General features: G+C 70.5%; 19 protein-coding genes. 11 read left to right on the top strand and 8 right to left on the bottom strand.

Going from position 1 to position 18,973, the window contains the following annotated elements; translation table 11 throughout:
- Nucleotides 1–54 precede the first annotated feature (54 nt).
- Genes OO68_RS33385 through OO68_RS33375 form a run of 3 tightly spaced genes read right to left on the bottom strand, consistent with a single transcriptional unit; the run spans nucleotide 55 to nucleotide 2,136 of the window.
- Entirely contained in the window at nucleotides 55–855 is an 801-nt protein-coding gene (locus tag OO68_RS33385; protein ID WP_033312957.1) for an AIM24 family protein, read from the bottom strand.
- Nucleotides 852–1,502 (bottom strand): AIM24 family protein, encoded by a 651-nt coding sequence (locus OO68_RS33380; RefSeq protein ID WP_033312956.1) that lies wholly within the window; start codon nucleotides 1,500–1,502, stop codon nucleotides 852–854. The genes OO68_RS33385 and OO68_RS33380 overlap by 4 nt, the downstream gene beginning before the upstream one ends.
- Nucleotide 1,503: 1 nt before the next feature.
- Nucleotides 1,504–2,136: an AIM24 family protein gene (locus OO68_RS33375; protein WP_033312955.1), complete on the bottom strand. Its 633-nt coding sequence runs from the start codon at nucleotides 2,134–2,136 to the stop codon at nucleotides 1,504–1,506.
- A 240-nt stretch (nucleotides 2,137–2,376) separates the two neighbouring features.
- Between OO68_RS33375 and OO68_RS33370 the strand changes: the two genes are divergently transcribed.
- The 6 genes from OO68_RS33370 (at nucleotide 2,377) to OO68_RS47935 (ending at nucleotide 6,761) form a co-directional block, all read left to right on the top strand.
- Complete coding sequence (locus OO68_RS33370; RefSeq protein WP_033312954.1) at nucleotides 2,377–2,721, top strand: DUF3817 domain-containing protein; 345 nt, start codon at nucleotides 2,377–2,379, stop codon at nucleotides 2,719–2,721.
- A complete protein-coding gene (locus tag OO68_RS33365) occupies nucleotides 2,718–3,011 on the top strand; it encodes an MTH1187 family thiamine-binding protein (protein WP_033312953.1) in 294 nt (97 codons plus the stop codon). The genes OO68_RS33370 and OO68_RS33365 overlap by 4 nt, the downstream gene beginning before the upstream one ends.
- 240 nt (nucleotides 3,012–3,251) lie before the next feature.
- Nucleotides 3,252–3,761 (top strand): MarR family winged helix-turn-helix transcriptional regulator, encoded by a 510-nt coding sequence (locus tag OO68_RS33360; protein ID WP_033312952.1) that lies wholly within the window; start codon nucleotides 3,252–3,254, stop codon nucleotides 3,759–3,761.
- 43 nt (nucleotides 3,762–3,804) lie between these two features.
- Complete coding sequence (locus tag OO68_RS33355) at nucleotides 3,805–4,143, top strand: DUF3817 domain-containing protein (protein ID WP_033313010.1); 339 nt, start codon at nucleotides 3,805–3,807, stop codon at nucleotides 4,141–4,143.
- A 118-nt stretch (nucleotides 4,144–4,261) separates the two neighbouring features.
- Complete coding sequence (gene icmA, locus OO68_RS33350) at nucleotides 4,262–5,962, top strand: coenzyme B12-dependent isobutyryl-CoA mutase large subunit (RefSeq protein WP_033312951.1); 1,701 nt, start codon at nucleotides 4,262–4,264, stop codon at nucleotides 5,960–5,962.
- A gap of 556 nt (nucleotides 5,963–6,518) precedes the next feature.
- Nucleotides 6,519–6,761 carry a hypothetical protein gene (locus tag OO68_RS47935; protein ID WP_245237270.1) on the top strand — a complete coding sequence of 81 codons (243 nt, stop codon included), beginning with the start codon at nucleotides 6,519–6,521 and terminating at the stop codon, nucleotides 6,759–6,761.
- 30 nt (nucleotides 6,762–6,791) lie between these two features.
- Here the strand turns inward: OO68_RS47935 and OO68_RS33340 are convergent, their stop codons facing one another.
- Entirely contained in the window at nucleotides 6,792–7,427 is a 636-nt protein-coding gene (locus OO68_RS33340; RefSeq protein WP_033312950.1) for a TetR/AcrR family transcriptional regulator, read from the bottom strand.
- A 236-nt stretch (nucleotides 7,428–7,663) separates the two neighbouring features.
- Here OO68_RS33340 and OO68_RS33335 point away from each other — a divergent pair, with 236 nt between their 5' ends.
- The 4 genes from OO68_RS33335 (at nucleotide 7,664) to OO68_RS33320 (ending at nucleotide 11,946) form a co-directional block, all read left to right on the top strand.
- The gene (locus OO68_RS33335) at nucleotides 7,664–8,638 is read left to right on the top strand and encodes a tetratricopeptide repeat protein (protein ID WP_078625612.1); all 975 of its coding nucleotides are present in this window, start codon (nucleotides 7,664–7,666) and stop codon (nucleotides 8,636–8,638) included.
- A gap of 621 nt (nucleotides 8,639–9,259) precedes the next feature.
- Nucleotides 9,260–9,892, top strand: coding sequence for a DUF6230 family protein (locus OO68_RS33330; protein WP_033312948.1), 633 nt, complete (start codon nucleotides 9,260–9,262; stop codon nucleotides 9,890–9,892).
- A gap of 118 nt (nucleotides 9,893–10,010) precedes the next feature.
- Entirely contained in the window at nucleotides 10,011–10,574 is a 564-nt protein-coding gene (locus OO68_RS33325) for a DUF6114 domain-containing protein (RefSeq protein WP_033312947.1), read from the top strand.
- Nucleotides 10,564–11,946: a membrane-bound hydrophilic protein gene (locus OO68_RS33320; protein WP_033312946.1), complete on the top strand. Its 1,383-nt coding sequence runs from the start codon at nucleotides 10,564–10,566 to the stop codon at nucleotides 11,944–11,946. The genes OO68_RS33325 and OO68_RS33320 overlap by 11 nt, the downstream gene beginning before the upstream one ends.
- Before the next feature lie 104 nt (nucleotides 11,947–12,050).
- Here the strand turns inward: OO68_RS33320 and pyk are convergent, their stop codons facing one another.
- The 3 genes from pyk to pta all read right to left on the bottom strand — a co-directional run bounded on the left by pyk (nucleotide 12,051) and on the right by pta (nucleotide 16,869).
- Entirely contained in the window at nucleotides 12,051–13,478 is a 1,428-nt protein-coding gene (pyk, locus tag OO68_RS33315) for a pyruvate kinase (protein ID WP_033312945.1), read from the bottom strand.
- A 74-nt stretch (nucleotides 13,479–13,552) separates the two neighbouring features.
- Nucleotides 13,553–14,770: an acetate kinase gene (locus tag OO68_RS33310; RefSeq protein ID WP_033312944.1), complete on the bottom strand. Its 1,218-nt coding sequence runs from the start codon at nucleotides 14,768–14,770 to the stop codon at nucleotides 13,553–13,555.
- Nucleotides 14,767–16,869 (bottom strand): phosphate acetyltransferase, encoded by a 2,103-nt coding sequence (gene pta / locus OO68_RS33305; RefSeq protein WP_033312943.1) that lies wholly within the window; start codon nucleotides 16,867–16,869, stop codon nucleotides 14,767–14,769. The genes OO68_RS33310 and pta overlap by 4 nt, the downstream gene beginning before the upstream one ends.
- Before the next feature lie 221 nt (nucleotides 16,870–17,090).
- Between pta and OO68_RS33300 the strand changes: the two genes are divergently transcribed.
- Nucleotides 17,091–18,116 carry an ATP-dependent 6-phosphofructokinase gene (locus OO68_RS33300; RefSeq protein WP_033312942.1) on the top strand — a complete coding sequence of 342 codons (1,026 nt, stop codon included), beginning with the start codon at nucleotides 17,091–17,093 and terminating at the stop codon, nucleotides 18,114–18,116.
- Nucleotides 18,117–18,157: 41 nt separating this feature from the next.
- Here OO68_RS33300 and OO68_RS33295 read toward each other — a convergent pair whose 3' ends face one another.
- Entirely contained in the window at nucleotides 18,158–18,913 is a 756-nt protein-coding gene (locus OO68_RS33295; RefSeq protein WP_033312941.1) for a hypothetical protein, read from the bottom strand.
- Between the last annotated feature and the right edge of the window lie 60 nt (nucleotides 18,914–18,973).

Below are 18,973 nucleotides of genomic sequence, written 5' to 3'. Positions count from 1 at the left end.
GCCTGGCGAACAACAGTGCGCAGGCGTTCGATGTCACACTCCGCAGACTACCGCTCACAGCCCGAAGCGACGCTGGAGGTCCCCCAGCTGTCCGGGAAGACGCGGTACGCCGGACTGCCCAGCCTGGGGGCTGTGCGCCCCGCCGCCGGGCACGCCGACCTGATGCGGAACGGCCCCCGTGGCCTGCTCCGCCATCAGGGTCTCCGACGACTGGAGCAGCACCGTCCCGGCGCCGACGAACTCGAACTGGTGCTCCTCGCCGGAGGCCCCGCCGAGACCCGTCAGTGCACGTAGACCGCCCATGACGCCGGTCATGTACCCGTGGTCGTAGTGGTGGCACGGGGAAGGGCAGTCGGCCCAGCCGACCAGGGCCTGGGGGTCGACCCGGATCGGGGGTTCCATGAACACCACCGGCCCGTTGGACGCGGCCACGAACTTTCCGGTTCCGATGAGGGTCAGAAAACCCGGCACGATTGATTGCTTCAGTGACAGAGTTGGCTGAAAAGCGAGGAGGTTGCCCGAGCGAATGGTCAGGTTGCCCTCTTCGAGGTCGTAAGAATTGACGTCGAAGGCCCGGTCGGCGAGGAGCATCTTGCCCGAGCCCTCCGCCACGACCCAGTCGCTCGCGTGCAGTGGCGAATGGAAGGACGTACGGACGAGACGGTCCAGCCGGCCGTGTCCGACGCCGTTGAAGTCGATCGAGCCGTAGTAGGCGATCATCTTCCCCTTCTGCAGGAACCACTGGCTCCCCTTGAGCTCCACGCAGAAGGTGTACGCGTTGACGTTGTCGTCGGGCGGCAGCGTCGCCGGGTCGAAGACCACGGGGCCGGCGCCGGGGCTTCCGTACGTGCTCACAGCTTCTCCTCCGACGCCTGGACGTACACCGCACCGCTGCCGCTCAGCTCCAGCTGGAACGCCTCGCCCGAGCCGCGCCCCACCATGTCCCGCCAGCCGAGGGCCGTGGACAGCTTGTTGCGGACGTCGCCGTGGTGGGCGACGTAGGCCTGCGGGTCCACGTGGACCGGGCGCTGCGGGGTGATCGGGATCTCGATGACGCCGCCGTGGGCCATGACCGCGACGGCCCCCTGCCCCTTCAGCGTCGTCGTGAACAGGCCCTGGCCGCTGACCTGCCCGCGCACCATGCCCATGACGCCGCCCTGCGAGCCCAGGAACATCGTGCCCTGCTGGAGCGAGCCCTCGAAGGCCAGGAGGCGGTCCGCCTCCACGTACAGCGTGTCGCCGGTCAGCCGGATCACCTGGATGTGGTGCCCGCCGTGCCCGAACAGGACCGTGCCGCTGCCCTCGACGGTCATCAGGGGCGTGTCCTCGTCGGCGACCCGGCGGCCGATCATCGACATGATCCCGCCCTGGCCGCCCGCCGTGTTGGGCGTGAACGACACCTCGCCCCGGTACGCGAGCATCGCGCCGCGCTGGCTGAACAGCCGCTGACCCGGCGCGACCGTCGCCTCGATCATCTTCGCGTTGATCTCGCGGAAGGCCATCTCACACGTCTCCCGCGATCGTGTTCCGCTCGCTCGGCTGCACGTACACCAGCCCGTCCCCCTCGAACCGCATCTGGAAGGCCTCGCCGCCGCCCTCCCCGAGCAACGTGCGGAACGTCACACCGGACTGGAAGGACTGCCGCAGGTTGCCCTGGTGCGCCACATACGCCCCCGGGTCGACGGTCAGCGGGTACTGCGCGCTCACTCGCAGCACCACCGCCGGGCCGTCCGACATGATGGCCGCCTGGCCGTGGCCCTCGATGGTCGTCGTGAACAGCCCGTTGCCCTGCGAGGCGCCCCGCAGGCCCGTGAACTCCGTGCCCGTGCGCAGCCCGCCGTCGGTCGCGAGCAGGTTGCTCGACTCGACGTAGAGCTTGTCGCCCTGGATGCTGACCAGGTTGATCTCGGAGGCGCGGTCCGCGAACCAGCAGGTCCCCCGCCCCTTCACCTCCATCAACGTCATCTGCTCACCGGTCAGCCGCCGGGTCACCATGCCCCGGATTCCCTCGCCGCCGCCGCTGAGCTTCTTGAAGGCCATCTCCCCGTCGTACGCGACCATCGAGCCGTTCTTCGCCTTCACGGCATCCCCGGTCATGTCGACGGCGAGCACCTTGCTGCTCTGAAGTCGGAACATCGCCACGAAAGGGAAAGGTAGCCGCAGGCCGGGCCCCGCGGACAGGGCCCGTGGGTGGAGAACGACCCTGACCGCACCCCTAGGGTCCGCCGGGGGGCGGGAGGCGGACCCCGGGCCGGAGGACCCGCGGTGGTTTGCCACAATGGGCGGGACGCTTGTGCGCGCGTTCACAAACCGTCGGACCCGCGCATGCCGTCCCGGCCGACCCGGCCGCCGCGTTCCTCCTACCGAAGGTGACCCGTGGACCTCAAGACCGCCACCGCCATCCGCCGCCTCCGCCTGGTATCGGCGCCCGAGGCGATCTCCTTCCTCCTCCTGCTGGTCTGCTCCGTGCTGAAGCGGACCACGGACTTCAACGCCGTGCCGGTGATGGGCGCGGTGCACGGTGGGCTCTTCGTCCTGTACGTGATCTTCTGGGCCGACGCGTGGAACCGGGCGAAGTGGTCGCTGAAGACCGCCGCCCTGTACTTCGTGCTGTCGGTGCTGCCGGCCGGCGGGTTCTTCGCGGAGCGCAAGCTGCGGCGTGAGGCCGAGGACGCCGTCATCGCGACGCGGGCCCGCAAGGAAGGCGTGGTGGGCGCGTGATCGTCGCCTTCTCCGTGACGCCGCTCGGGGTCGGCGAGGACGTGGGGGAGTACGTCGCCGACGCCGTGCGGGTGGTGCGCGAGTCGGGGCTGCCGAACCGTACCGACGCGATGTTCACCTCCGTCGAAGGAGAGTGGGACGAGGTCATGGACGTCGTCCGGCGCGCGGTCGCAGCCGTCGAGCAGCGGGCACCCCGGGTCTCCCTCGTCCTCAAGGCGGACATCCGCCCCGGTGTGACGGACGGCCTCACCTCCAAGGTGGAGACCGTGGAGCGGCACCTCGCCGAGTAGCCGCCTGGGCGGGGGCCGGGGTCAGCCCCGTGGCGTCGCGCGCCAGTTCCAGGGCGTACTCCGGCCACCAGCGCCCGGACCGCCCCCGCAGGTTCCGTCCGATTCCCCGGGCCGCTCTTGCCGGGCGACGGCCTCGCCGAGCAGCTCGGCATGCCGCTCATCCCTGCGGGAATCGATGCCGCCCGCCCGAAGGGCGAGACGGGGCTGACCACCATGTGACCGGCCGGTAAGGTCGGGTTCGTGCCGAAGCCGCTCAGTCTCTCCTTCGATCCGATCGCGCGCGCCGACGAACGCTGGAAGCAGCGCTGGGGAAACGTGCCGTCCATGGCCGCGATCACCTCGATCATGCGCGCCCAGCAGATCCTCCTCGCCGAGGTCGACGCGGTGGTCAGGCCGTACGGGCTGACGTTCGCGCGCTACGAGGCGCTGGTGCTGCTCACCTTCTCCAAGTCCGGCGAGCTGCCGATGTCCAAGATCGGCGAGCGCCTCATGGTGCACCCCACGTCCGTGACGAACACCGTGGACCGGCTGGTGAAGTCGGGTCTGGTCGCCAAACGGCCCAACCCGAACGACGGCCGCGGCACCCTCGCCAGCATCACCGACAAGGGCCGCGAGGTCGTCGAGTCGGCCACCCGCGACCTGATGGCGATGGACTTCGGGCTCGGCGCGTACGACGCGGAGGAGTGCGCGGAGATCTTCGCGATGCTGCGGCCGCTGCGCCTGTCGGCGGGCGATTTCCAGGAGGAGTGACCCGGGGCAAGATCTGCCGGAACGAGTGGTTACGCTCGACGTCATGAAAAAGAGCGTGCTGACTCGCTACCGCGTGATGGCCTACGTCACCGGCGTGCTGCTGGTCCTGCTGACCTTCGGCATGATCGGCAAGTATGTGCTCGACCTGAACGGCGCGGCCGACTTCACGCGCGTCGTCAGCATCGCGCACGGCTGGCTGTACGTCGTGTACCTGATCTTCGCCTTCGACCTGGGCTCCAAGGCGAAGTGGCCGGTGGGCAAGCAGCTGTGGGTGCTGCTCGCGGGGACGGTTCCGACGGCCGCCTTCTTCGTGGAGCGCCGGATCAGCCGCGAGCTGGAGGGCCGTATCTCCGAGGACGCGCCCGCGCCCGTCAAGGCGTAGCCCCGCCCAGGCGTCACCGCCGCCGCACGCACGCGTGCGGCGGCCGTTCTCACCCGTTCGCCAGGTCTCTCCCGTCAGCCATCGACATTTACTAGGACGTCCAAGTAAATTCGAGGGTATGGACGCTGACGCCATCGAGGAGGGCCGCCGCCGCTGGCAGGCCCGGTACGACGCCGCGCGCAAGCGCGAGGCCGACTTCACCACGCTCTCCGGAGACCCCGTGGAGCCGGTGTACGGGCCGCGGCCCGGAGACGCCTACGACGGGTTCGAGCGGATCGGCTGGCCGGGTGAGTACCCCTTCACCCGCGGCCTGTACGCGACCGGCTACCGAGGGCGCACGTGGACCATCCGGCAGTTCGCCGGGTTCGGCAACGCCGAGCAGACCAATGAGCGCTACAAGATGATCCTCCGCAACGGCGGAGGCGGGCTCTCGGTCGCCTTCGACATGCCGACGCTCATGGGCCGCGACTCCGACGACCCCCGCTCGCTGGGCGAGGTCGGGCACTGCGGCGTCGCCATCGACTCGGCGGCCGACATGGAGGTCCTGTTCAAGGACATCCCGCTGGGCGACGTCACGACGTCGATGACCATCAGCGGCCCGGCCGTCCCCGTCTTCTGCATGTACCTGGTCGCCGCCGAACGGCAGGGCGTCGACCCGTCCGTCCTCAACGGCACGCTCCAGACGGACATCTTCAAGGAGTACATCGCCCAGAAGGAGTGGCTCTTCCAGCCCGAGCCGCACCTGCGGCTCATCGGCGACCTCATGGAGCACTGCGCGGCCGGCATCCCCGCGTACAAGCCGCTGTCCGTCTCCGGCTACCACATCCGCGAGGCAGGGTCGACGGCCGCGCAGGAGCTGGCCTACACGCTCGCGGACGGCTTCGGATACGTCGAGCTGGGCCTCTCGCGCGGGCTGGACGTGGACGTCTTCGCCCCCGGCCTGTCGTTCTTCTTCGACGCGCACGTCGATTTCTTCGAGGAGATCGCCAAGTTCCGCGCGGCGCGGCGCATCTGGGCCCGCTGGATGCGCGACGTCTACGGCGCCACGTCCGAGAAGGCCCAGTGGCTGCGCTTCCACACGCAGACGGCCGGCGTCTCCCTCACCGCGCAGCAGCCGTACAACAACGTCGTACGCACCGCCGTGGAGGCCCTGGCGGCCGTGCTGGGCGGCACCAACTCGCTGCACACCAACGCGCTCGACGAGACCCTCGCCCTGCCGAGCGAGCAGGCCGCCGAAATCGCGCTGCGCACGCAGCAGGTGCTGATGGAGGAGACCGGCGTCGCCAACGTGGCCGACCCGCTGGGCGGTTCCTGGTACGTCGAGCAGCTGACGGACCGTATCGAGGCGGACGCGGAGAAGATCTTCGAGCAGATCAAGGAACGCGGCCTGCGGGCGCACCCCGACGGGCGGCACCCCATCGGCCCGATCACCTCCGGAATCCTGCGCGGCATAGAGGACGGCTGGTTCACCGGGGAGATCGCCGAGTCGGCGTTCCGGTACCAGCAGGCGCTGGAGAAGGGCGACAAGAGGGTCGTCGGCGTGAACTGTCACGACGGGTCGGTCACCGGGGACCTGGAGATCCTGCGGGTCAGCCACGAGGTGGAGCGCGAGCAGGTCCGGGCGCTGGGCGGCCGCAAGCAGGCCCGTGACGACGCCGCGGTGCGCACCGCGCTCGACGCGATGCTGGCCGCCGCCCGCAGCGGCGCCAACATGATCGAGCCCATGCTGGACGCGGTGCGGGCGGAGGCCACGCTTGGGGAGATCTGCGGGGTGCTGCGGGACGAGTGGGGGGTGTACACCGAGCCCGCGGGGTTCTGAGGTCGTCCTGGCGCGGGGGCCGGTGCCGGTGTCGGCTTCGCCGGGGCGGGCGGCTCCTTGGGCGGCCGGGGCGTCGCCGGGGTGTCGTTTTAGGCGTTCGCGGCGGGGGCGCGCGGCACGGGCTCTTTCCCCGGGCTGGCCGCGACAGCCGGTGCCGGTGCCGGCTTCGCCGGGAGCGGACGGCTCCGCGGGCGACCGGGACGCGGCCGGTGCTGTCCTTGCCGTCCACGGCGAGGGACGCCCAGGACCGGTCGGTCCCCGGACAGCTTGTTCCAGCGCACGCGCGGGGCCGCGGCCGCCCGGACCGGGGCGATGTCGCCGGTCGTCGGCGGGCGGATCCGCCGTGCCGCCGTGAGCGCGGGCCGTCGTGCGGCACGATACGCAGCAGTGCACGATCCGCTGACGACTTGAGGACCTTCGCGGAGCCCATCACGGCAGGACTGCTCGTGGCTCTCGCCTCGGGGACGGCAGGTGCGGCCGGAGGGCAGATCTGGGCGTCCCTGCGCGAGCTCGTCACCCGAAGGGGGGGGCGCGGACCGGCGACGAGGAGCCGGCGGTGCCCGCCGAACCCCCGCGTACCGAGGAGCGGGCCGGGCGGCTCGCCGCGCTGCTCGACGAACGCGCCGGGCGGGACCCCGGCTTCGCCGCGGCACCGGAGCTCTGGCGGCGGCGGGCGGACGCGGAGGTCGTCTCACCTTCCGGTGACGTCCACAACGAGATCTCCGGCGGCACCCGGACCACGGTGATCCAGGGCCGGGGCATCCACGGCGACATCACCATCGGCGGCCGCCCCTCCTGAGCGGGCCGCCCGGGCGGGGCGGGGCGCGGCTCAGCCGTCGGCCGGGTGGGCGGCCTCTCCCGCCAGCCCCCGCAGCAGCACGCCGGTGAAGCGGTGGACCCATTCCTCGTCCGCCGGTTCCGCGCTCACCAGCGTGCGGTGGACCACCGCGCCCGCCACCATGTCGAAGATCAGGTCGACGGTGCGGGCGGACGAGGCGGGATCCGGTTCCGGGGGGAGTTCGCCCCGGGCCTGGGCCCGCGAGCGGCCCTCCAGGACCAGCCGCTTCTGGCGGTCGACGACCGACGCCCGGATGCGCTCCCGCAGGGCCTCGTCCCGGGTGGCCTCCGCCACCACCGCCATCAGACCGCTCCTCGCCTCGGGGAGGGCCAGGATCGAGGCGAACTGCAGGACCACGCCCTCGATGTCGGCGGCCAGGGAGCCCCGGTCAGGGAGTTTCAGCTCGTCGAAGAGTTCCGCGACCGCGTCGACGACCAGTTCGTTCTTGCCCGCCCAGCGCCGGTAGAGGGTGGTCTTCGCAACCCCGGCGCGCGTCGCGACGTCCCCCAGGGTGAGCTTGGACCAGCCGAGGTCCACCAGAGCCTCCCGGGTCGCGGCCAGGATCGCGGCGTCCGCCGCGGCGCTGCGCGGGCGCCCGGTGCGGCTGGCTGGGCTGCGGCTCTGCATCTCACGACCATAGACCCGGCGGTTCCCGTGGGGCCCGTGAGGGAGATCACCGGGGGGCGGTGTCGCGGAGTCCCGGCGGGGCATTACGCTACGACTCGTAGCGAAAGCCCGTGAGGGACGTACACGGGCCTCGCACACCCGGCGCGGGGTGGGGACCCGGCGCCGAAAGGCACCGGACCGGCCTGGCTTTCACACCGTTTTTCACACGCGCGCGCAGGACGGGGGAGGATAGGCGCATGCAGCCACGGAACATGTCCATGAGCGGAGTCGTCGACCTCGCCGCGGTGAAGGCGGCCCAGGAGGCCAAGGCGAAGGCGGAGCAGGCGCGCGCGCAGTCCGCCCGGGAGGGCGGGGCGGGGGCGATCTCCCCGGCCGATCTCGTCATCGACGTCGACGAGGCGGGGTTCGAGAGGGACGTCCTGCAGCGTTCCGCCGAGGTGCCCGTCGTCATCGACTTCTGGGCCGAGTGGTGTGAGCCCTGCAAGCAGCTCAGCCCCGTCCTGGAGCGGCTGGCCGTCGAGTACAACGGCCGCTTCCTGCTCGCCAAGATCGATGTCGACGCCAACCAGATGCTGATGCAGCAGTTCGGCATCCAGGGAATCCCGGCGGTGTTCGCGGTCGTCGCGGGGCAGGCGCTGCCGCTCTTCCAGGGAGCGGCGGGCGAGGCCCAGATCCGGCAGACCCTCGACCAGCTGGTGCAGGTCGGCGAGCAGCGCTTCGGCCTGACCGGTCTCACCGTCGACCCCGAGGCCGAGCCGGGAGGCGCCCCGGAGGCTTCCGAGCGGCCGGCCGGCCCGCACGACGGACTCCTGGAAGCCGCTGTGCAGGCGCTCGACTCGGGCGATCTGTCCGGCGCCGTCCAGGCGTACAAGAACGTACTGAACGAGGACCCGGGCAACGAGGAGGCCAAGCAGGGCCTCGCCCAGGCCGAGTTGCTCCAGCGGGTACAGGGCGTCGACCCGCAGCAGGTGCGCCGGGACGCGGCCGACAAGCCGGCCGATGTGCAGGCGCAGATCGCCGCCGCCGACCTGGATCTGGTGGGCGGTCATGTCGAGGACGCGTTCGGCCGGCTCATCGAGACCGTGCAGCGCACGGTGGGTGACGACCGCGACACGGTACGGATGCGGCTGCTGGAGCTGTTCGAGGTCGTCGGACCCGACGACCCCCGGGTGATCGCGGCGCGCAGGGCCCTGGCGCGCGCCCTGTTCTGACCAGTCGTTAAACGCCCGGGCATGTGGTGCCCGCGTGAAAAGTTTGCCGATAGAGGGTCACTGCGGCCGCGCTTTACCAAATCTTGGTAATCGCGGCCGCTGTTACTACGAGTAAGTCACCGGCGTTGATCTGTCGGATTCTGTCCATCGATCAACAGCTTTGTACCGCCGCCGGGCGCCACCCTGTGTCGTCGGCCGAGACCGATGGGTCGTTGTTCGGTTATCCGGCCGTTACTAGCGAGTAACGAACCCCCTTGTGCGGGCGGCGAGAATGCACCACGATCGGCCACGCTCGGTCCAATCCCGTACCCCGGCAGCCGGTTGGGTCACGGGACGTCCTGGGTCCCCACCGAGCAGAGCCGGCGGCAGTGGCGCCGGCTCTTGGACAGGGGGGTCTTCGCCCTTCCGGCGAAGCCTGTCCAGCAGGGTTGTGCGTGATGCGTGTCAGGCGCGACCAGTGGTTGTCGCTCGGGGGTGATCGCCGGTGATTCGGGCGCAGTTGCGCCGCCGAGTGCAGGCGCTCTCCTTCCCGAGGACGTAGCACTTCTCCCATCCCTGCCCGGCTGAGCCGCCAATCGGGGCGAGCCAGGACAGGAGATGTACGTCCGAGAAGGAGGAAATATGGAGTCCCAGGTGCGTGGCGGGACCAGATGGAAGCGGTTCGCTGTGGTCATGGTGCCCAGCGTCGCCGCCACGGCTGCGATAGGTGTCGCCCTCGCGCAGGGCGCTCTCGCCGCGTCGTTCAGCGTCTCCGGCCAGTCGTTCAAGGTCACGACCGACCAGCTCGTCGGTACGGGCTTCTCGCAGTACGGCGCCCTCGATGAGGGATACACGCTCGACGGCAAGAAGTCGGTGCACCCGGTCGCCGTCTCGTCGTTCAAGCAGGCGACGATCAAGAACCTGTGCCAGTCGGTCGTCACCCCGAACATTCCGGTGCTCGGGAACGTCAGCCTGATCCTGCGTGCGGGTCAGGGTGCGAAGCCGGTGGAGGCCCAGAACCTCTACATCGACGTCGCCGACCTCAGTGCCGACGCGACGTTCGAGAACATCGACATCGGTGTGGCCGCCAAGGACGCCAACAAGGGTCCGGCCATGAGGAAGGGCGAGACGGCGAACCCGTACGGCTTCGCCCAGCAGGCCGACAAGGCGACCCTGACCGACGTGAAGCAGACGGCGTGGGCGACCACCGCCGGAACCTTCAAGCTCAGCGGCCTGAAGATGTCGCTGTCGACGGGTGTCAAGGAGTGCTACTAAGCACTCGATGACGGGCGGGGGAGCCGGTGGCGCCCCCGCCCGTCCACCTTCCGGCCGCGCCTTCACGCGGGGCCCACATCACCACCACAGCAACGCTGTACCAGGGAGCTGTTTTTCCATGAGCGCCGAGACTCCTGCCGCCACCGGCCAGTTCACCCTCCGGAGGCAGCAGTTCCGCGCCTGGCGGGGTGAGCGGCCGTTCTGGGCCGGGCTGTTCGTCCTCCTCAGTGGACTGCCCATCGCCTACTTCCCGTACGCGAACCTCCAGATCGGTCACCTGACGCTGGCGATGGCGACCACCGCGGGTGCCGGATCCCTGATCATCGGCGTGCTGCTCGTCGTACTGGGCGTGAGCCTCTGGTTCCAGAAGCACGTCCGCGTCTTCGCGGGAGTCGCGGCCATCCTGCTGGCGCTGGTGTCCATCCCCGTGTCGAACATCGGCGGCTTCCTCATCGGCTTCCTCCTCGCCCTCGTGGGCGGGGCGATGGCCGTGGCCTGGGCGCCGGGCGCACGTCCGGCGGGACAGCCCGCCGCCATGGCCAGCACCGGCACGGGCGAGGCTCCCGAGGCACCGGACCACGACACCACGGTGCTGCGGCCCGTGGACGGGGTGGACGAGCCGAACGATCTGTCAGGAACGAACCCGGCCAACGGGGCGAACGGGAGGCACAGTGCCGGCTGACGAGGTGACCCACGGGGCTGATGTGGGGGCGTCCCGTGTGAGAACCGGGCCGCGCCACGCGGCACCCAAGAAGCCGCTGTTCACCAGGTTCAGCAGGCCGACCGGCAAGGCGATAGCCATGGCGGCGATGCCGACGGCGGTGCTCATGGGCATGGGCTTCACGTCGACGCTCGCCATCGCGGACAGCGACACTCCGGCCGCGCCGACGTCGAAGAGCCTGACGGCCGACGAGTACAAGGACTGCGTGGCGGCCCTGGAGGACTCCGAGAAGGACTCCAAGGGCGACGAGTCCCCCTCGCCGACGCCGTCCCCCTCGGCGAGCGACGGCGCCACGGACGAGAAGGACGACCAGGGCGACACGGCCCCGAAGCCTTCCCCCTCGGGCGGCCCGGACGCGAACAACGGCGGTTCCTCTTCGTCGGATTCAGGTGCCGACGACGAGGCCGAGCCGAAGCCGAGCCCGTCCACGAGCGCGCCCGCCACGGGCGGCGGCGACGACGCGGCGGCCACGCCGTCCCCCTCGCCGTCCGAGTCCGGCGGCAACGTGCTGGAGGACATCGGCGACGCGATCGGCGGCATCTTCGACGGCGGAAACGGCGAGGACAAGGGCGAGGCGAGCCCGACCCCGACTCCGTCCGCGCCGGCGTCGCAGAGCCCCGAGAAGCCGGCCGAGGAACCCTCCGGTGCCGGGCAGGACACGGCCGACAAGGCCGCCGGCACGGTCGAGGACACCGTCAAGGACACCACCGGCAAGGCGTCCGACGCGGTGAAGGACGCCGGCAAGACGGTGGAGGACACCACCAAGGCCGTCGAGAAGGCCGCCGAGGACGCGGCGGAGAAGGCGAAGGAGGCCACCGCCTCGCCGAGCCCCTCCCCGAGCGCCAGCACGGACCCCGACGACTGCCCGGCCGCCACCGACGCCGAGGGCGGCGTCGACAACAAGGTGCCGCTGCCCGACGACCCGTGGTTCCTCAACGCCAGCTCGCTGACGCTGAAGGGCGCCGACTACAAGGGCGTCGTCGAGGTGCGCACCGCCAACGGCACCGTCAAGAAGGTCCTGAAGTACGTCATATCGGGCGGCACCGACATCGGCGACCTGCACCAGACCGTCAAGGACAAGCAGTCCGGCAAGACCTACCACGTGCAGGCGGCCAAGGGCTCGACGTCCACGATCCGCGACGGCGACACCGTGATGTACACGGAGAGCATCTCCGGCAACCTGCTCGGGCTGATCCCGATCACGTTCGACCCTGAGCACCCGCCGCCGCTGAACATCCCGCTGATCTACTTCACCAACGTGAAGGTGCAGCAGGCCGGCCAGTTCGGCGGCACCCTGCACGTGCCGGGGCTGCACAACTTCATCACCGACTGAGCGCCCCTCAGAGCCCGTTCGGGAGCCGCACACACCGAGGGCGCCCCCTGGATCCCAGGAGGCGCCCTCGGTGGCGTGTACGGGCCCTCACGGGCCTTCACGGATCAGCCCTTGGCCTCGCCCAGGTGGTGGACCCGCACCATGTTGGTGGTGCCGGGCACGCCGGGGGGCGAACCGGCCGTGATGACCACGATGTCGCCGTCGTTGAAGCGGTTCAGCTTCACCAGCTCCTGCTCGACCAGGTCGACCATCTCGTCGGTGCTGTTCACGAAGGGCACCACGTACGGCTCCACGCCCCAGCTCAGCGCCATCTGGTTGCGGGTGCCCTCGTCGGTGGTGAAGGCGATGATCGGCTGGACCGCGCGGTAGCGCGAGAGCCGGCGGGCGGTGTCGCCGGACTGGGTGAAGGCCACCAGACCCCGGCCGCCGAGGAAGTCGGCGATCTCGCACGCGGCCCGGGCCACCGAACCGCCCTGCGTGCGCGGCTTCTTGCCCGGCACCAGCGGCTGGAGGCCCTTGGACATCAGCTCCTGCTCGGCCGCGGCGACGATCTTCGACATCGTCTTCACGGTCTCGATCGGGTAAGCGCCCACGCTCGACTCGGCGGACAGCATGACCGCGTCGGCACCGTCCAGGATCGCGTTGGCCACGTCCGAGGCCTCGGCGCGGGTCGGACGCGAGTTGGTGATCATCGACTCCATCATCTGGGTCGCCACGATCACCGGCTTGGCGTTGCGCCGGCACAGCTCGATGAGGCGCTTCTGCACCATGGGGACCTTTTCGAGCGGGTACTCGACGGCGAGGTCACCACGGGCGACCATTACGCCGTCGAACGCCATCACGACGTCCTCCATGTTCTGCACCGCCTGCGGCTTCTCCACCTTGGCGATGACCGGGACCCGGCGGCCCTCCTCGTCCATCACGCGGTGCACGTCGGCGACGTCCTTGGCGTCGCGGACGAAGGACAGCGCGACCAGGTCGCAGCCCATGCGGAGGGCGAAGCGGAGGTCCTCGATGTCCTTCTCCGACAGCGCGGGCACGTTGACGGCCGCGCCGGGCAGGTTGATGCCCTTGTGGTCGGAGATGACGCCGCCCTCGATGACGATCGTCTTCACCCGGTGGCCCTCGACCCCGGTGACCTTCAGCTCGACGTTGCCGTCGTTGATGAGGATCTGGTCGCCCTTGCTCACGTCGCCGGGCAGGCCCTTGTAGGTCGTCCCGCAGATCGTCTTGTCGCCGGGGACGTCCTCGGTGGTGATGGTGAACTCGTCACCGCGCACCAGCTCCACGGGACCCTCGGCGAAGGTTTCCAGACGGATCTTCGGGCCCTGGAGGTCGGCGAGGACACCGATGGCCCGGCCGGTCTCCTTGGCGGCGGCGCGGACCCGGTCGTAGCGGCCCTGGTGCTCGGCGTGCGAGCCGTGGCTGAAGTTGAAGCGGGCCACGTTCATGCCGGCTTCGATCAACGCGACAAGCTGATCGTGGGAGTCGACCGCGGGGCCGAGAGTACAGACGATTTTCGAACGGCGCATGGGGGCGATCCTATCGGTTTGTTTCCCGGCGGAATATTCCGTCTGGCGGAAAATACAAAAGGGCGGGTTGCCGCTCAGGTGTGATTCCCCGAACCAATTACCAGCGCGTAGGTCTGTGTCGCGATCTCCAATTCCTCGTCGGTGGGCACCACCGCGACGGCCACCCGGGCGCCGTCGGGCGAGATGAGCCGCGCCTCGTCGCCGCGTACGGCGTTGCGCTCGCCGTCCACCGCCAGGCCCAGCTCCTCCAGGCCCGCCAGGGCGGCCGCCCGCACCGGAGCCGCGTTCTCGCCGACACCGGCGGTGAAGGCGACCGCGTCCACCCGCCCGAGCACGGCGTAATAGGCGCCGATGTACTTCTTCAGCCGGTGAATGTAGATGTCGAACGCCAGCTCCGCCTGCTCGTCGCCCTCGTCGACGCGGCGGCGGATCTCCCTCATGTCGTTGTCACCGCACAGACCGATCAGACCGCTCTTCTTGTTGAGAAGAGTGTCGATCTCGTCGGCGGACATTCCACCAACACGCATCAAATGGAAGATGACGGCCGGGTCCATGTCTCCGGAGCGCGTACCCATCACGAGCCCCTCCAAAGGCGTGAGACCCATGGAGGTGTCCACGCAGCGGCCGCCCCGCACGGCCGACGCCGACGCCCCGTTGCCCAGGTGCAGCACGATCACGTTCGTCTCGGCGGGGTCCTTGCCGAGCAGCTCGGCGGTGGCCCGGGAGACATAGGCGTGCGAGGTGCCGTGGAAGCCGTAGCGCCGCACGCGGTGCTCGTCGGCGGTCTTCACGTCGATCGCGTAGCGGGCGGCCGACTCCGGCATGGTCGTGTGGAACGCGGTGTCGAACACGGCGACCTGCGGCAGGTCGGGACGCAGCACCTGAGCCGTGCGGATGCCGGTGAGGTTGGCCGGGTTGTGCAGCGGCGCCACCGGTATGAGCCGCTCGATCTCGGCGAGCACCGCGCCGTCGATCACCGTCGGCTCGGTGAAGGTCTTGCCGCCGTGCACCACCCGGTGCCCGATCGCGGCCAGTTCGGGCGAGTCCAGGCCCAGTCCGTCCTTGGCGAGCTCCTCGGCCACGGCCTTCAGGGCGGCGTCGTGGTCGGCGATCGCACCGCCGCACTCCCTGCTCTCACCGCCCGCCGGGGTGTGCTTCAGCCGGGACGTCTGCTCGCCGATGCGCTCGACCAGGCCCACCGCCAGCCGGCTGCTGTCGCGCATGTCGAGCAACTGGTACTTCACCGACGAGGAGCCGGAGTTGAGGACGAGGACACGGGTCGGGCTGCTCACTGGGCGGTCGCCTTCTCGCTCGGGGAGGGTGCGGGGGTCTGGGCCTGGATCGCCGTGATGGCGACGGTGTTGACGATGTCCGAGACCATGGCGCCCCGGGACAGGTCGTTGACCGGCTTGCGCAGACCCTGGAGCACCGGGCCGACGGCGATGGCGCCGGCCGAGCGCTGCACGGCCTTGTAGGTGTTGTTGCCGGTGTTCAGATCGGGGAAGATCAGTACGCTCGCCTGCCCGGCGACCTCGGAGCCGGGCAGCTTGGTCGCCGCGACCGACGGCTCCACGGCGGCGTCGTACTGGATCGGGCCCTCGATCTTCAGGTCGGGCCGCCGGGAGCGGACCAGCTCGGTGGCCTCACGCACCTTGTCGACGTCGGCGCCGGAGCCGGAGGTGCCGGTGGAGTACGACAGCATCGCGATCCGCGGCTCCACGCCGAACCGCTCGGCCGTGGTCGCCGACTGGATGGCGATGTCGGCGAGCTGCTCGGCGTTCGGGTCCGGGTTGACCGCGCAGTCGCCGTACACCAGGACCTTGTCGGCCAGGCACATGAAGAACACCGACGAGACGATGTCGGCGTCCGGCTTGGTCTTGATGATCTCGAAGGCCGGGCGGATGGTCGCGGCCGTGGAGTGCACCGAGCCCGAGACCATGCCGTCGGCGAGACCCTCCTGGACCATCAGCGTGCCGAAGTAGTTCACGTCCGAGACGACGTCGTAGGCCAGCTCCACGGTGACGCCCCGGTGGGCGCGCAGGGCCGCGTACCGCTCGGCGAAGGTGTCCCGCAGCTCGGAGGTCGCCGGGTCGATCAGCTGGGACTCGCCGAGGTCGATGCCGAGGTCGGCGGCCTTCTTGCGGATCCGGTCGACCGGGCCGAGCAGGGTCAGGTCGCACACGCCCCGGCGCAGCAGCACCTCGGCGGCGTGCAGCACCCGCTCCTCGGTGCCCTCGGGCAGGACGACCCGGCGCAGGTCGGAGCGGGCCTGCTCCAGCAGCTTGTGCTCGAACATCATCGGGGTGACGCGGTCGCTGCTCGGCGCGGAGACCCGGCGCGCCAGGTCGGCGGTGTCGGCGTACCGCTCGAACAGGCCGAGGGCCCGCTCGGCCTTGCGCGGGGTGGCCGCGTTCAGCTTGCCCTCCAGCGAGAACAGCTGCTCGGCGGTGGGGAAGCTGGTACCCGCCACCGACAGTACCGGGGTGCCGGGCGCGAGGCGGTCGGCGAGGGTGAGGATGTCGTCGCCGGGCACCTCGTCCAGGGTGAGCAGCATGCCGGCTATCGGCGGGGTGCCGGCGCTGTGCGCGGCGAGGGAGCCGACGACCAGGTCGGCGCGGTCGCCCGGGGTGACGACGAGGCAGCCGGGGGTCAGGGCGCCCAGGAAGTTCGGCAGCATCGCGCCGCCGAAGACGAAGCCGAGCACGTCGCGGGCGAGCCCCGAGTCGTCGCCGAGCACCACCTTGGCGCCGAGCGCGTGGCCGATCTGCGAGACGGTCGGCGCGGACAGCGCGGGCTCGTCGGGCAGGACGTAACAGGGCACGGGCAGCCGGGAGCCGAGCCGGCCGGCGATCTCGTCGCGGTCCTCGCGGTCCACCCGGTTGGCGACCATGGCCAGGACGTCGCAGCCCAGGGTGTCGTAGGCGCGGTACGCGTTGCGCGTCTCGGCGAGCACGGACTCGACGGTCTGCTTGCGGCCCCCGACGACCGGGATCACGGACGCGCCGAACTCGTTGGCCAGCCGCGCGTTGAGCGCCAGCTCGTCCGGGAGCTGGGTGCCGGCGTAGTCCGTGCCGAGGACCAGGACGACGTCGTAGTCCCGGGCGACCAGGTGGAAGCGGTCGACGAGGGTGGACACCAGCTCGTCGGTTCCGGCCTCGGCCTGGAGGGCGGACGCCTCGTGGTAGTCCATGCCGTACACGGTCGCCGGGTCCTGGGTGAGCCGGTAGCGGGCGCGCAGCAGCTCGAAGAGGCGGTCGGGCCCGTCGTGGACCAGGGGGCGGAAGACGCCCACCCGGTCGACCTGCCGGGTGAGGAGCTCCATGACCCCCAGTTCGACGACCTGGCGCCCGTCGCCTCGGTCGATGCCGGTCACGTACACGCTGCGGGTCACGCGCGCTCTCCGTTTCGTCTCGGATGGGGGTACGCCTCTTGCCCCACTGCTATCCAGCCAGGGGCACAAAAATCGCCCACCGAGGTGAGCAGAACCCTCTTGACAATACCTCTGCCGGTATATAAGGCGCCCATCAGAGTCGGGTGCCGCACCGGGCTGTGGAGCGTGAAACAATCGGCAGTGGCTCACCGGTGTCAACAGCGAGCAGGAGACACAGCACGATGCGTATCGGAGTTCTCACCGCAGGCGGCGACTGCCCCGGCCTGAACGCCGTGATCCGGTCGGTCGTGCACCGGGCGGTCGACAACTACGGCGACGAGGTCATCGGCTTCGAGGACGGCTACGCGGGCCTGCTCGACGGCCGCTACCGCAACCTCGACCTGGAGTCCGTCAGCGGCATCCTCGCCCGCGGCGGCACCATCCTCGGATCGTCCCGCCTGGAGCGCGACCGGCTCCGCGAGGCCTGCGAGAACGCCTCCGACATGATCCACCAGTTCGGCATCGACGCGCTGATCCCGATCGGCGGCGAGGGCACGCTGACGGCCGCGCGCATGCTGAGCGACGCGGGCCTGCCCGTCGTGGGCGTCCCGAAGACGATCGACAACGACATCTCCTCCACGGACCGCACCTTCGGCTTCGACACCGCCGTGGGCGTCGCCACCGAGGCGATGGACCGGCTGAAGACCACCGCCGAGTCCCACCAGCGGGTGATGGTGGTGGAGGTCATGGGCCGGCACGCCGGCTGGATCGCCCTGGAGTCCGGCATGGCGGCCGGTGCGCACGGCATCTGCCTGCCGGAGCGGGCCTTCGACCCCGCCGACCTCGTGAAGATGGTCGAGGAGCGGTTCTCCCGCGGCAAGAAGTTCGCGGTGGTCTGCGTCGCCGAGGGCGCCCACCCCGCCGACGGCACCATGGACTACGGCAAGGGCGCCATAGACAAATTCGGCCACGAGCGCTTCCAGGGCATCGGCGCCGCCCTCGCCCACGAGCTGGAGCGGCGCCTCGGCAAGGAGGCCAAGCCGGTCATCCTCGGCCACATCCAGCGCGGCGGCGTGCCCACCGCCTACGACCGGGTGCTCGCCACGCGGTTCGGCTGGCACGCGGTCGAGGCGGCGCATCAGGGACGGTTCGGCAGGATGACCGCCCTGCGCGGCACGGACATCGTGATGGTCCCGCTGGCGGAGGCCGTGACCGAGCTGAAGACGGTGCCGAAGGACCGGATGGACGAGGCGGAGTCGGTCTTCTAGGACTCGGTCTTCCGGGATCCGGCCTCACAGGACTCGGTCTTCTAGCCGGCCTCCAGGCCGGTGTCGTCCTGGAGCTTCGTCCAGAAGTGCTCCACGATCCGGTCGAGGAAGTCGTGGCCGGCACCGCCCGCGTCACCGCTGCCGCCGCCCCAGCTCAGAGTCGCGGCCATGTGCCCCTGGTAGTCCTCGTGCAGGCCCTGCAGGGCCCCCTCCAGGAACCGCCGGTCCAAGGGTACGAGCCTGGCCACCGGGCGGACGTAGGCCTGCCAGCGGGTGGTGGCGGCGCTGCGCAGCAGGTCGCCGAGCTTGGCGTCCCGACCGGTGACGGTGACGAAGTCGGGCAGGCCGAGCCCGAGCAGATCGGCGAGGGCGGCGGACTGGCGGTCCGTGCCGCGCCAGGTGTCGGTCTCCTCCATGCGCAGGTACGCCTGCACCTCGTGCCCCACGGCCCGGGCCACGTCCTCCGGGGCGAGGCAGCGGGCGATGCGGTGTTCGCGCAGGGTGCGCGGTCTGCCGATGAGTTCGGCGGGCGAGCACCACAGCACGCCCGCGAGTGCGGTGAGTTCGGAACCGGTCGGGGCTGCGGCCCCGCGCTCCCAGGCCATCACGTGGTCCGGGGTGATGTGGGGATGCCCGTACGAGACGCGCATGCCGTAGGCGACGTGCTCGGGTGCCATCCCGAGGGCGGCGCGCAGCCGGCGGGCGGCGGGGGCGTTGAAAGGCGGGGCCGTGGGAGCGGACGGGGCCGGGGGAGGGGGCGGGCTGGGGCGGGCTGAAGGTCGGCGCACGGCCCACAAGCTAGGGCGGCGGGAGTGGGCTGACTACGGTCTGTTCGGCCAGGATCACGGATTGTAGGA

It is taken from the genome of Streptomyces iakyrus (assembly GCF_000717055.1).
In the GTDB taxonomy this organism is placed as follows: Bacteria; Actinomycetota; Actinomycetes; order Streptomycetales; family Streptomycetaceae; genus Streptomyces; species Streptomyces iakyrus.
Note: the sequence above shows the minus strand (reverse complement) of the source record. Positions and strands in the feature narration are given on the sequence as shown.